Raw genomic sequence first — 13,510 nt, forward strand, 5'->3', positions numbered from 1 at the left:
GGCACCTTTCATTTATCCACTCCATGTCCACTTTGAGCGAAGTCGCGGCCCACGCCGGCGTTACCTCGGCAACTGTCTCGAACGTGCTGCGCAACCGCGGACGCGTCGGCGAAGTCACGCGCAAGCGCGTGCTCGAGGCGGTTGCCGCACTCGGCTATCGCCCGCATCTGGCCGCGCGCGCGCTCGCCGAAGGCCGCGCGCCGACCATCGCACTGATGGTGTCGAGCATCGCCAATCCGTTCTATCCGGAGTTCGCGCTTGCGGTCGAGCGTGCGGCGCGCGCAAGCGGGCATTTCGTGATCATCTGCAATACGAACCAGGACCCGCTTGTCGGCCGCAAATATCTCGAACAGATTGCCGGCACGCTGTCGGAGGGCGTGCTCGTGATGAACGCGAATCTCGATTTCGCCGACCTGCACAAAACCGAAGCGCGCGGCACGCCGGTCGTGCTGTGCATGTGGGAGCGGCCCCACGACCCGCCGGGGCTGCCGTGCGTCGCCGTCGATTTCCGCCGCGCGGGCGAACTCGCCGCGCAGCACCTGCTCGAACTCGGCCATCGGCATATCGTTGCGATTGTCGGCAGCAAGCGCGCCGGCATTCATGCGGCGCGCCATGAAGGCTTCGTCGACGCGTTGCGGGCGGCGGGCGTCAAGCTGCCGCGCACGTGCGTGCGGCATGCGCCCGACACGATCGAAGGCGGCTATGCGGCCGCGCGCGATCTGCTCGCGGCACATCCGCATGCCACGGCAATCTTCGCGACCAACGATCTGCCTGCGCTCGGTTCGATCAATGCCGCGTTCGATCTCGGGCGCGATGTGCCGACCGATCTGTCGGTGGTCGGTATCACCGATATTCAGCTCGCGCAGCAGTCGCGGCCGCCTTTGACAACGGTCGCAGTGCCTACTGTCGAAGCGGCGGAACTGGCGGTGTCGCTGCTGCGAGAGCTGGTCGAGCGGCCCGGCGACGCGCGTCACGCGGCGCGGCGCGACGCACGCAACGACGCACGCAACGATGCACGGCAACGCAACGACGCACCGCACGACGCACCGCACGACGCGAGTGCAGCGCGCGTCTGCGTCACGTCAGCGCCACGGCTGATGTTGCGTGGTTCGACTTGCGCGCCGCGTGGTGCGAGCGGCTTAAAGGGGAAACGGTCGCGCGCATGAAGGCCAGAGATGGACGGGCGCAATATCACACGCCCGTCGGCCCATTGAGCACGACGCGCACCTTGCGCGCAAGCTCCGCGCGCTGATACGGCTTGTGAATGATCGCGAATTCGGCGCCCGCCGCATCCTTGCGCTCGATCGATGCATCGGCATAGCCGGTCGTCAGCAGCACCTTGAGGTTCGGCCGCAGGCGCTGCGCCTCGCGCGCGAGCATCACGCCGTTCATATTGCCGGGCATGATCAGATCGGTGAACAGCAGGTCGAAATCCGCGCCATCCTGCAGCGCGACGAGCGCCTCTTTCGCATCGAGCACGACGCGCGTGCGGTAGCCGATCTGTTGCAGCATCGCCTGCGCGACCTCGGCCACTTCGACGCGATCGTCGACAATCAGAATCGTCTCGTTGCCCGCCTGTTCGATCGCCTTCGGCGCGACCGGTCGCGCCAGCTTCGCATCGTGCGCGGCGGGGAAATAAAGCCTCAGCGTCGTGCCTATGCCGACCTCCGAATACAGATTCACCGCGCCGCCCGACTGCTTCGCGAAGCCATAGACCATCGACAGTCCGAGTCCCGTGCCTTTGCCCTCTTCCTTCGTCGTGAAGAACGGGTCCATCACGCGATCGACGATTTCGGGGGGAATGCCGCTGCCGTTATCGGAGATGGAGATCGACACGTATCGGCCCGGGCGCAGGTCCGCGAAGCCGATCAACTGCGGCCGGTCGAGATCGAGGCTCTGCGTGCGCACGGTCACGACACCGTCGCGACGCTCGTGCAACGCATCGCGTGCATTGAGCAGCACATTGAGCAGCGCGACTTCGAGTTGCGACGAATCGACACGGCAATTCGCGAGATTTTCTTCGAACTCGGTGACGAGCGAGATTTCCTCGCCGAGCGTGCGCCGCGCCAGCTCGACCATGCCCTCGGCGAGCGTGTTCAGATTCACCGTGCGGCCGACCAGTCTTTGCTTGCGCGCAAACGCGAGCAGATGTTGAGTCAGCGTCGTGGCTTTGGAGACCGAGCCGCGCATCTTGTCGAGGCTGCGCAGCATGCCGTCGCGATCGGCATCGTGCTCGATGCCGAGCTGCAGCATATCGACGTAGCCGGACATCACCTGCAGCAGGTTGTTGAAGTCGTGCGCGATGCCGCCCGTCAACTGGCCGAGCGCTTCCATTTTCTGCGCCTGGTGCAGCGCGTCCTCGGCATCGCGCCGGCGGCTCACGTCGAGCTGCGAGCCGAAGAAATAAACGAGCTCGCCTGCCTCATCGAACACCGGCGACAGAAAGAGCGCATTCCAGAAGGTCGTGCCGTCCTTCCGGTAGTTCATGACTTCGATCGCAAGCTCGCGCCGTTCGGCCACCGCGCGGCGTACTTCGTCGATGGCCGCGCGATCGGTCTCGGGACCCTGCAGAAACCGGCAGTTCTGGCCGAGCACCTCGTGCGGTTCATAGCCCGTCATGCGCAGGAACGCATGGTTCGCGAAGATAATCGGGTTGTCGGGCTGATGCGGATCGGTGACGACCATCGGCATGCGCGTGGTCGATACGGCCGCGAAAAAGATATCGTCGCGGTGGTCCGAAATCTCGTGCGCACCGCTGCGAATCGTGGTTTGAATTCGAGTCGTGTCCATAGCTTCCGGCAGGCGCTGATGACGGGCCACACGACTCGCGGGTTTGCTCGCGGGTTCAATCACTCATGTGTGGGCGCGCCGCACTCCGCCAGGCAGTTGCAGTATGGGCCGAAGTGCGAAATTCATGCCCACGAGACGCGCCGCGCGGCCGATGCACGCGCCGCATACCAACGCGCGATGCGCGAAATCCCGGCCCGCCGGGCGTGACACGAGTGTGTTGCAATGTGTAAGTCCGCACGTCGGCCGTTTTTGCCGCAAGCCGGCAAGGCCATTGCAACGTGGAAACGCGGGACACGACGGGTCTGCAAAATTTTCAATGCGGCGGTCGTTGTGCACGCCGCCTCCGACGCGAAGTCGCGATACCCGCTATGCTTCGTGTTTTCGCATCGCGCTTCCGGCGCAAGGCCCGCGCGGGCCGCTCCCGCAGGCATTTCGCAGATGTCGTGCGCCTTTCTTTCCTTACGTCCTCATTGCGGAGACACGTCCATGCAATATTGCAAATTCGGCGGTACAGGCCTGACTGTTTCGCGTCTATGCCTCGGCACGATGACCTTCGGCCTTCAGACCGACGAATCCGTATCGCGCGCCATTCTCGACAAGGCGACCGATGCGGGCGTCACGTTTATCGACACCGCCGATGCCTATCCGCTCGGCGCGACCGTCGAGCAGACCGGCCGTACCGAGGAAATCATCGGGCAATGGCTCAAGGGCAAGCGCGAGCGCTTCATCGTCGCGACCAAGGCATTCAACAAGGTCGGCCCGTCTGAGTGGGATCAGGGTTCGTCGCGCAAGCATCTGCTCAATGCGATCGACAACTCGCTGCGGCGCCTGAACACCGACTACGTCGATCTCTATCAGTTGCATAACGACGATCACGACACGCCGCTCGAAGAAACGCTCGAGGCACTCGATACGATCGTGCGCTCGGGCAAGGCGCGCTATGTCGGCGTGTCGAACTTCCTCGCGTACCGGCTCGCACGCGCGCTGGGCCGCGCGGATGTGTTGCGCGTCGTGCGCTTCGTCTCGGTGCAGCCGCGCTACAACCTGCTGTTCCGTCAGATCGAACGCGAACTGCTGCCGCTCGCCGCCGAGGAGAAACTCGCGGTCATGCCTTATAACCCGCTCGCGGGCGGCCTGCTGACCGGCAAGCATCGGCACGATGCGAAGCCCGCCGAAGGGCGCTTCACATCGGCCACCGTCGGCAAGGCCGGCGCGATGTACCAGGAGCGCTACTGGCACGAGCGCGAGTTCCAGACGATCGACAAGCTGCGCGGCATCGTCGACAAAACCGGCGTGTCGCTGGCGAAAACGTCGCTGGCCTGGGTGCTCGCCAATCCGGTCGTGACATCGGCGATCATCGGTGCGAGCCGGCCCGAACAGCTCGACGAGACGCTCGCGGCAATCGATCTGAAACTCGATCCGGAAGTGAAGGCGCAGCTCGACGATGCGACCGTCGAATACCGTTGGGGTGACGCGGCTCGATAAAGTTCGGCTTGATCGGCCACGCGAAGACGGACCGGGGAGACGAACGGCGCGCTCCTCGGTCCACAGCGTCCTGCTTGTAGGACTGGTTCGGAATTTCCTTGTTTGTATATTGCAACGCGCGGGTCGTGTCTTATATCTGGCTATTAATAGAGAATAAGTTTAGATATATCGAGCGCCTTTAAGGCAGTGATGCATATTAAAATAAAAAGGATTACCAGGCAGATATCGAGGTGAGGTACGATTTGGTGGACGCTTATTCCACAGCAGGAAAGATCGAACCCAGCCATGGCTCTGTACTTCATCACAGCGCTGTCCAATCCGGACAGGGTCATCGCAGCAGCAAGACAGCTCGTTTCCGCACGTGATTTCCACGAAGTGGCCAGCGACAAGTTCTTTCTGTCCTTCAACGGCTCGACAGTCGAGCTCGGGGAAAAACTCGGCATCAACGAAGGCCGCACCGGAATGGGCATCTTATTGCGGGTAACGGCGTTTCACGGCCGTGCACCGAAGTCGATATGGGAATTCATAGGGCTGCAGCTGAGTAAAACATGATGCAAACTTCCTGGACACAAAGCGCCGTCGTCGACGCGCCCGACCTGCCGGTTCAGGCTCAGACAATGGGCAATGAGACCGGAAGCGACTTCGCTTTCGCGGTGTACGAACAACTCGCACGTATCCACCGCGAGCTTGGCGCTTTGACAACGTCTCAACTCCAGTTAGACGCGTACGTGAAGGACTCGGAGGTCCGCTTCACCGATCTCGCCCGCGAATCGGAATTGCGTTTGACCAAATTGAGCGAAGAGTCCGAGAAGCGTTTGACCAAGCTGGGTGAGGAGTCCGAGAAGCGCCTGACCAAGCTGGGCGAGGAAGCCGAAAAGCGTTGGGCCAAGTCGAGCGAAGAGGCCGAGAAGCGTTGGGCCAGGTCGAGCGAAGAGGCCGAAAAGCGTTGGGCTCAATCGGGCGCCGAGTCTGAGAAGCGATTGACTCAACTGAGCCGCGAATCCGAGGAGCGATTCGAGAGGCGCGTCGGAAAAGTCGAGCAGCGCGCCGACAAGCTGGAGACGAGCGCGCTCGAGCGGGTGAAGACAACCGAAGACAAACTCTCGTCGCTGAAGGACTTTGTCCACCGGTTGTTCTGGACGGGTACGGGAATTGTTGCAGTTCTCGGCGTCACGTTGGGATGGAAGCCCATCTGGCTTTGGGTCTCAACGCATAGCCTGTAACGCCCGGCATCGAAAAAGGAGCGCAGACCGCGCGCGCCCCGCCCCCGCTCCTTTCGCCAGCGCACGGTATGGCGCCGGCACTCTGCCTTAAGCTCCGCCCACTTCTACGCCTACCACTACGCCCACCTCTACGCGCACTACTAGCCAGACTGTCCGCCGTGCAAATCCGTATCCGGAAACTGCCGGGTTTCGCGTACCGAACGCGGATGCCAGAGCCGCGCACCGCCCTCGATGCCGGCCGCGTTCGACACGATCGCCACGTTCGCGGGAAGATCGAACTTCAGGTTCACCGCATTGCCGCCGCCGATCCACAACCGGTCATAGTTCACGAGCCGCTCGAGTATGCCGATGACCTTCTCGACGCGCTTGTTCCACCGTTTGTCGCCCGCCGACTCGCGCGCGTGTCCACCGATGTACTCATCGTACGTGCGATTCTTGCTGACGGGGTGATGCGCGAGTTCGAGATGCGGCATCAGTTCGCCATCGCGAAAGAGCGCCGTGCCCGCGCCGGTGCCAAGCGTCAGCACGAATTCGAGACCGTGCCCTTCGATCGCGGCGAGACCCTGCATCTCGGCGTCGTTGATCATCCGTACCGGCAAGCCGCCGACGCGCTTCGCGAGCATGTCGGCGAGCGGCACGCCATGCCAGCCCTCGTCGCCGATATTCGGCGCGGTCAGCACGCGGTTCTCGCGCACGACACCGGGAAAGCCCATCGACATCCGCGTCGGGTGATGTTGCTCGAGCAACGGCTCGACGAGCTTCGCAAGCGTGTCGGCCATCTGCTCGGGTGTACACGGATGCGGCGTGGCGATCCGCACGCGTTCGCTCAGCATCTTGCCGTTGCCGTCGATGACCGCGGCCTTGAGCCCGGTGCCGCCGATATCGATGGCAAGAATGCGCTCGCGCGCACCGAGCGCGCCGGCGGTGTGCTGTGACGACGGTGCGGACCGTGCCGACTTGCGCGACGCGGCGGCCTTCCTGCCCGCGGCTGCGGTCGGGCTCCCGGTTGCGGCAGCCTTCTTTGCAGCAGCCTTCTTCGCAGCACCCGTTCTCACCGCGCTTTTCTTCACTGCAACAGCCCCCTTCCGGGCCGCGGCCGACTTCACGGCCACACCTGCCGCAGCTTTCCTTGCAGTCTTCTTCGCACTCGTCTTCGTGCTTGCCACCGTCTTTTTTCGTGTTGGCATCGTCATCGTCCCTTTGAAGTTGTTCTATCCACTCGACCCATCAGCGCCGCTTCGGTTCATCGTCGAGCGGCCGCCAGGCGCGCCCGTCGCGCGCCAGCAGCGCATCGGCTTGCGCAGGCCCGCTGCCGCCCGCCGCGTAGCCATGCACGGGCATCGCCCCACCGGCGGTCGGATGCAGCACCGCGTCCACCGCCGCCCAGCTCCCTTCGATGCTGTCGGCCCGCTGGAACAGCGTCTCGTCGCCGAGCATGCAGTCGTACAGCAGCGTTTCGTAGCCGACGTTCGCCTGTTCCTTGAAGAAATCGTTGTAGTCGAATGTCGAGCGCACGCGGCCCATGCGCATCGTCGGGCCCGGCACCTTCACGTTGAAGTCGAAACGCGTGCCGTGCGTTGGATCGATACGCAGCGTCAGCACGTTCGGCATCAGCGAATCGACGGGCGTATCGCGAAACATCAGGAAGGGCACGCGCTTTAACTGCACTGCGATCTCGGTGCGGCGCACGGAGAGCCGCTTGCCCGTGCGCAGATAGAACGGCACGCCGCCCCAGCGCCAGTTGTCGATCTGAACCCGCGCGGCCGCGTAGGTTTCGGTCGTGCTGTCGGGCGCGACGTTCGGCTCCTTGCGATAGCCGACACCGGCGGGTCCGTCTTCGTACTGTCCGAATACGACGTCTTCGGCACGCAGCGGCTGGATCGCTTCGAACACTTCGGCCTTCTTGTCGCGCACCGTTTCGGCATCGAACGAGTTCGGCGGCTCCATCGCGATCATGGCCATCAGCTGGAACAGGTGATTGGGCACCATGTCGCGAAACGCGCCCGTATGTTCGTAGAATGCACCGCGCCCTTCGACGCCGAGCGTCTCGGACGCGGTGATCTGCACGCTGTCGATATACTCGCGCCGCCATACGGGCTCGAACAGCGCATTCGCAAAGCGCACCGCGAGAATGCTCTGCACCGTTTCCTTGCCGAGGAAGTGATCGATCCGGTAGATCTGCTCTTCTTTCGCGTAAGTGAGGATGTGCTCGTTCAGATCGCGCGCCGATGCGAGGTCGTTGCCGAACGGCTTTTCGATCACCACGCGCCTGAAGCCGCCCGCACTCTCTTCGTCGAGCAAGCCCGCTTTGCCGAGCTGTTCGACGACCGGCTTGAAGAAGCGCTCGCCGATCGCGAGATAAAAGATCGCATTGCCGCAGCCGGTCTTGCCGATGGCCTGCTTCACGTGCTCGAAGGTCTCGGGCGTCGAGAAGTCGCCGCCCATATAGTGCAGCCGCTGCGCGAGCCAGTTCCACGACGCTTCGTCGGCCTTGCCCGCGCTCGAGCGCTCCGCCGCGAACTGCTGCAGCGATGCATGCAGATCGTCGCGCCAATCGTCGGTGCCGCGCTCGCCGCGATTCACGCCGATCACCTGCAGGCCGTCATCGAGCAGCCCGTCGACGACGAGGTTGTACAACGCGGGCACGAGCAGCCGCTTGGTCAGATCGCCGCCCGCGCCGAAGATCACGAGCGTGCACGGCGGCGCCTTGCATTCGCCCGCGGGTCCGCAAGGACCCTCGCCTCGGGCGAGCGCGGCAGGCGGCGCAGCAGGCACTTTCGCCGTGGCAGTGGCCGAGGTTGCCCTGGACGCATTCACTTCGACGGTGGCATTCGTATCGGACGGCATGGCATTCCCTCGCAGATGGTGACCCACAGATGACTGGCATTACCAGGATGACCCGCCGCGCGGCCATACAGTTCCATCGGATCGCGCGGCGGCGCGCTTTCGCAAGACTTCCGTAAAGCCGCCGCGCCAGCATGGCATCGACGCGGCAAGAACTGCGCCCCGGTATGCGCAACGGCCAGCAAGTTGTGCCGCCCGATGCCAGTGCGAGTGCGTATCGGGCGGCCGTTGCTGCATGCGTGCGCGGTTTGCGTTTGTCTTATTTGACCGCCTCGGCCTGCTCGGCTTCGCTGGCCGCCGCGGGCACGAGGCCCGACGCCGCCGCTTCGCGCGGCTGCAGCAGCAGCGCAACGAGCCCGCTCCAGCCCGTCTGATGCGACGCGCCGACGCCGCGGCCCGTATCGCCATGGAAATACTCGTGAAACAGCACGAGGTCGTCCGAACGCGGGTCGGCCTGCAGTTGCGGATAGGCGGCCATCACCGGCCGCTTGCCGTTCGCGTCTTTCAGGAACAGCTTCGTGAGGCGGCGCGCGAGTTCGTCGCCGATCTCGCGCAGCGACAGCCGCTGGCCGGACCCGGTTGGATACTCGATAAGAAAATCGTCGCCGTAGTAGCGGTGAAATTCGTATAGCGATTCGATCAGCAGGAAATTGACCGGCATCCAGATCGGCCCGCGCCAGTTCGAGTTGCCGCCGAACACGCGCGAATCCGATTCGGCGGGCAGATACTTGACGGAAAATTCCTTGCCGTCGAACCGGAAGACGAAAGGCTCGTCGCAATGCACGCGCGACAGCGCCCGCACGCCGTAGTCGGATAGAAACTCGGTTTCGTCGAGCGCGCGGCGCAACAGCGCCTTCATCCGATGTCCGCGCAACAACGACAGTAGCAGCGTATTGCCCTTGCCCGGCTCGTTCCAGCGCGACACGAGCCGCGCGAGGTCGGGCCGATGCCGGAAGAACCACATGAGCCGCTCATGCAGGCCGGGCAGCGTGCCGTGCAGCCGGTGTTCGAGCGCGTGCACCGCGAACAGCGGAATCAGCCCGACGATCGAGCGCACGCGCATCGGCACGTTGCTGCCGTCGGGCAAGCGCAGCTTGTCGTAGAAGAAGCTGTCCTGCCCGTCCCACAAACCCGTTTCGCAACCGTCCTCGCAACTGACCGCTTCGGCGATATACAGGAAGTGCTCGAAGAACTTCACGCCGATATCGACGAACACATGGTTTTCGTATGCGAGCTCGAGTGCGATGCGCATGAGGTCGAGCGCGTAGGCGGCCATCCACGCGGTGCCGTCCGCCTGGTCGATATGGCCGCCCGTCGGCAGCGGCGACGAACGGTCGAAGATGCCGACGTTGTCGAGCCCGAGAAAGCCGCCCTGAAAAATATTGCGGCCGTCCGCGTCCTTGCGGTTGACCCACCACGAGAAATTCAGCAGCAGCTTGTGAAACACGAGCTCCAGAAAATCGCGGTCGCCCTTGCCGGTCAGCGCGCGATCGATCTCATAGACGCGCCACGCGGCCCATGCGTGCACGGGCGGATTCGCATCGCCGAAGGCCCACTCATAGGCGGGCAACTGGCCGTTCGGATGCTGATAGCGGTCTTTCACGAGCAGCAGCAACTGGCGCTTCGCGAACGCGGGATCGATGAGCGCGAAGGCCGCCGCATGAAACGCGAGATCCCACGACGCGTACCACGGGTACTCCCACTTGTCCGGCATCGACACGATGTCCGCATTGCACAGATGCCGCCAGTCCGCATTGCGGCCGCGCCGGCGGCCCGCGGGCGGCACCGGCTGTGCCGGGTCGCCGTCCATCCAGCGCTGCACGTCGAACTGGTAGAACTGCTTCGACCACAGCATGCCGGCCAGCGCCTGGCGCTGCACGAGACGTTCATCGGGGTTTTCGATTTCGCGTTGCAGCACGCCGTAGAATTCGTCCGCTTCGGCGATCCGGCGCGCGAACAGCGCCTCGCAATCGAGCGGCACTTCATCGGGCGACGACGCGACGCGCCAGCGCAAATAGACGACTGCCGTGCCGTGCGGCTCGAGTTCGAGCGGCACGTGCGCGCCCGCCTTCGAGCCGGAATCGCGGCGCACCGCGTCGCGCTCGCCGTGCACGAGGTAGTCGTTGAAGCCGTCCTTGAACGGGCCGATCGCATCTTCCATGCCGTACAGCCGCCGCGGATTGGTCTCGTTCTCGCAAAAGAGCCATTCGACGCCGGTTCCGTAACCGGTGTTCTCGCGCTCGACGTCCTTGCGCCATGCGGCGACGATAATCGATTCGTAGCCCGGATGGCGGCCGAACAGATAGGTGCGGTCGCGCATCCTCTCGAACATCAGCGAGGGCTTGTCTTCGAGCCCCTGCCACGACCATTTGTTGCGCGCCCAGATCTGCGGCAGCACGTCGAGCGACGCCGCTTCGTCGGCGCGGTTCTCGACGGTCACGCGCATCACGATGTCTTCGGGCGTGTGCTTCGCGTACTCGACGGTCACGTCGAAATAGCGCGAATGGTCGAATACGCCGGTGTCGAGCACTTCGTACTCGGGCATATCGGCGCCGCGGCGCGCGTTTTCTTCGACGAGGTCCGCGTAGGGATACGCCGCATGCGGATATTTGTACAGCATCCGCATGTACGAATGCGTCGGCGTGCCGTCGAGATAGAAATACAGTTCCTTGACGTCCTCGCCGTGATTGCCTTGCGAGTTCGTGAGACCGAACAGACGTTCCTTGATGATCGGGTCGCGCCGGTTCCACAGCGCAAGCGACACGCACCAGTTGAGCATGTCGTCGCCGAAGCCGGCAATGCCGTCTTCGCCCCAGCGGTACGCGCGGCTGCGCGCGTGATCGTGCGGGAAGTAATCCCATGCGGTGCCGTTCGGGCTATAGTCCTCGCGCACGGTGCCCCACTGGCGTTCGCTCAGATACGGACCCCAGCGTTGCCAGTGCGCACAGTCGGCGGAATGCAGACGGGCGCCCTCGACGGTGTCGAGCAGATTGCAGGCGCGAAGGCAGGGCATGACAGCGTCCTCCTTTTGACAAGGCAGCAGGAGTCACATCGTAGCGCGCTTTGCGCGGCGTTGCGCAATTAGCGGGGTATCGCTAGTCCCGCGCGGCCAGCAGCGCATCGATGCGCAGCCGCTCGCCGAGCGACCACGCCTGAAACGGCGCGCCCGCGGGCCGATGCGGCGCGTTTGCGTCGGCTATTTCACTGATGTGATCGAGGCCCGCGCAATCGAGATGGGCATCGAGCGGCGCGACAAAGCGCTCCCAGGCCGCCGCGCGCGCCGCCGCATCGGGCGCCTCGACGCGCAGCCACGCTTCGACGAACGGACCGAGCAGCCACGGCCACACCGTGCCTTGATGATAGGCGCCATCGCGCTCGCGCGGCCCTCCCGCATAGTAAGGGCGATACGCAGGGTCCGACGGCGCGAGCGTGCGCAGGCCCATCGGCGTGAGCAGATGGACACGAACCTGCTCGACGACGGCGCGCGCGATCGCGCCATCGACGATCTGGTACGGCAGCCCGCCGACCGCGAAAATCTGGTTCGGGCGAATCGCACGGTCGAACGTGCCGCTTACATGGTCGACGTCGATCACGTCGAACAATGCGCCGCTGGCCGGATCGACAAATCGTTCGACGAAAGCGCGCGCCGCGCGTCGGGCCGGTGCCTGCCACTGCGCATTCCAGTTTGACGCGATGCGCAATGCGTTGATCCACAGCGCCTGAATTTCAACGGGTTTGCCGATGCGCGGCGTCACGACCCAGTCGCCGATCTTCGCGTCCATCCACGTCAGTTGCACGCCGGGCACGCCCGCGCGCAGCAGGCCGTCCTGGTCGGCGCCGATGGCAAAGCGCGTGCCGCGCGAATAGCCCGCGAGTATTGCGTCGACGGCCTGCTGCAAGCACCGGCGCGTCGCATCCGACGCATGCTGCACAGCAAGATAGTCGTGCACGGCCACGACGAACCACAGCGATGCGTCGACCGAGTTGTACTCGGGCGTATCGCCGTAATCGGGAAAGCGGTTCGGCAGCATCCCTTCGGACAGCGTGGCCGACCATTGCAGCAGGATCGCTTGCGCTTCGTCGTAGCGTCCGCACGCGAGCAGCAGCCCGCGCATCGCGATAAACGTGTCGCGGCCCCAATCGGTGAACCACGGGAAGCCGGCGACGATCGTGCGGCCGCCTTCGCGCGCGACCACGTACGCATCGGCCGAGCGATGCAGGCGCGACGCGAATGCCGCGCGACGCGTGCGTTCCACATATTCGAGCCGCTGCGCATGCGCGAATGCATCGGACGTGTCGAACGCTTGCGCGCGCGATACGCCTTCGGCGCTCAGGATCATAACGGCATCGCACGCCGAAAGATCGAACGAAAAAATGCCCGGCGCCGCGAGATCTTCGGTGAATTCGAGCCCGCGTTCGCGTTCGACCGCGTAGCAGAAATTGCGGTACCAGTCGGGCGCATGCGCATAGCTGCCGTTCGATGCCGCGCGAATCGCCGGCAAGTCGCCGTACGGTCGCCAGCGCACGCAGGCACCGTCGAGGTCTGCGGTGAAATTGAAGGCACCGTTCTCATGGTGCAGTGCGTGATAGTCGCGGCCCGACAGCAGCGGACGCACGTGCAAGGTGACACCGCATGGAAGCTCCCGGTCGCTGCCGCCGTTCGTTCCGTTCGTTCCGTTCGTTGCGCTTGCCGCGCTCGCACTGCATTGCAGACGCCAGCGCAATACAGTTTCGCCGGTTGCTTTTGCGACGAACACTTCGGCGCTCACTTCGGCGTTCATGTCCGCGCTCATTCCCGCGAAAGCGCCGAGCGCGATGCGCCACGTCGGCCACGGCTCGGTCGTGAAGCCGAGCAGACGATCGGCGATATCGGGCACATTCAGGTCGGGCACATAGCATTGCGTCGTCAGCGCATAGCGCTTGCCATTCATGTCGACCCACGCCTCGATGCCGTTGACGAGCACGATGCGACCCGCAGGCGGCCGCGTCGCCGCGAGCAGCAGCGCGTGGTAGCGGCGCGTGCGCGGCATGCCGACCGTACCCGATGCAAAACCGCCGAAGCCGTCTGCTTCGAGCCATTCGTCCTGGAGATGCTCGCTGCCGATCGGCCCCGCGATGGTCGTCATCGATATGCCCTCTCGCTCCTTTACTGACTCGCGTCGTGCTCT

9 protein-coding genes are annotated in these 13,510 nt (G+C 64.2%); 4 read left to right on the forward strand and 5 right to left on the reverse strand.

From position 1 onward, the window contains the following. Window positions 1-23: 23 nt before the first annotated feature. Window positions 24-1,166, forward strand: a complete 1,143-nt coding sequence (locus tag BTO02_RS16795; RefSeq protein WP_075157981.1) for a LacI family DNA-binding transcriptional regulator — start codon at window positions 24-26, stop codon at window positions 1,164-1,166. Window positions 1,167-1,191: 25 nt separating this feature from the next. On the opposite strand, the gene BTO02_RS16800 is transcribed toward BTO02_RS16795, so the two are convergent. Beyond that, window positions 1,192-2,790, reverse strand: coding sequence for a histidine kinase famiy protein (locus BTO02_RS16800; RefSeq protein WP_075157982.1), 1,599 nt, complete (start codon window positions 2,788-2,790; stop codon window positions 1,192-1,194). A gap of 486 nt (window positions 2,791-3,276) precedes the next feature. Here BTO02_RS16800 and BTO02_RS16805 point away from each other — a divergent pair, with 486 nt between their 5' ends. The 3 genes from BTO02_RS16805 (at window position 3,277) to BTO02_RS16815 (ending at window position 5,498) form a co-directional block, all read left to right on the forward strand. Further along, complete coding sequence (locus BTO02_RS16805) at window positions 3,277-4,275, forward strand: aldo/keto reductase (protein WP_075157983.1); 999 nt, start codon at window positions 3,277-3,279, stop codon at window positions 4,273-4,275. A 285-nt stretch (window positions 4,276-4,560) separates the two neighbouring features. Continuing rightward, on the forward strand, window positions 4,561-4,827 hold the full coding sequence (locus BTO02_RS16810; RefSeq protein ID WP_075157984.1) for a hypothetical protein: 267 nt from the start codon (window positions 4,561-4,563) through the stop codon (window positions 4,825-4,827). Further along, entirely contained in the window at window positions 4,824-5,498 is a 675-nt protein-coding gene (locus tag BTO02_RS16815) for a hypothetical protein (protein ID WP_075157985.1), read from the forward strand. Before BTO02_RS16810 ends, BTO02_RS16815 begins: the two co-directional genes overlap by 4 nt. Window positions 5,499-5,638: 140 nt before the next feature. Here the strand turns inward: BTO02_RS16815 and BTO02_RS16820 are convergent, their stop codons facing one another. The 4 genes from BTO02_RS16820 to BTO02_RS16835 form a co-directional block, all read right to left on the reverse strand. After that, the gene (locus BTO02_RS16820) at window positions 5,639-6,394 is read right to left on the reverse strand and encodes an ROK family protein (RefSeq protein ID WP_075158951.1); all 756 of its coding nucleotides are present in this window, start codon (window positions 6,392-6,394) and stop codon (window positions 5,639-5,641) included. A 331-nt stretch (window positions 6,395-6,725) separates the two neighbouring features. Then, the gene (gene zwf, locus BTO02_RS16825; RefSeq protein WP_083615160.1) at window positions 6,726-8,345 is read right to left on the reverse strand and encodes a glucose-6-phosphate dehydrogenase; all 1,620 of its coding nucleotides are present in this window, start codon (window positions 8,343-8,345) and stop codon (window positions 6,726-6,728) included. Window positions 8,346-8,601: 256 nt separating this feature from the next. Continuing rightward, the gene (locus BTO02_RS16830; RefSeq protein ID WP_075157986.1) at window positions 8,602-11,355 is read right to left on the reverse strand and encodes an MGH1-like glycoside hydrolase domain-containing protein; all 2,754 of its coding nucleotides are present in this window, start codon (window positions 11,353-11,355) and stop codon (window positions 8,602-8,604) included. A gap of 82 nt (window positions 11,356-11,437) precedes the next feature. Beyond that, on the reverse strand, window positions 11,438-13,468 hold the full coding sequence (locus BTO02_RS16835; protein WP_075157987.1) for an amylo-alpha-1,6-glucosidase: 2,031 nt from the start codon (window positions 13,466-13,468) through the stop codon (window positions 11,438-11,440). Window positions 13,469-13,510: the final 42 nt, after the last annotated feature.

It is taken from the genome of Paraburkholderia sp. SOS3, from assembly GCF_001922345.1.
Taxonomy (GTDB): domain Bacteria; phylum Pseudomonadota; class Gammaproteobacteria; order Burkholderiales; family Burkholderiaceae; genus Paraburkholderia.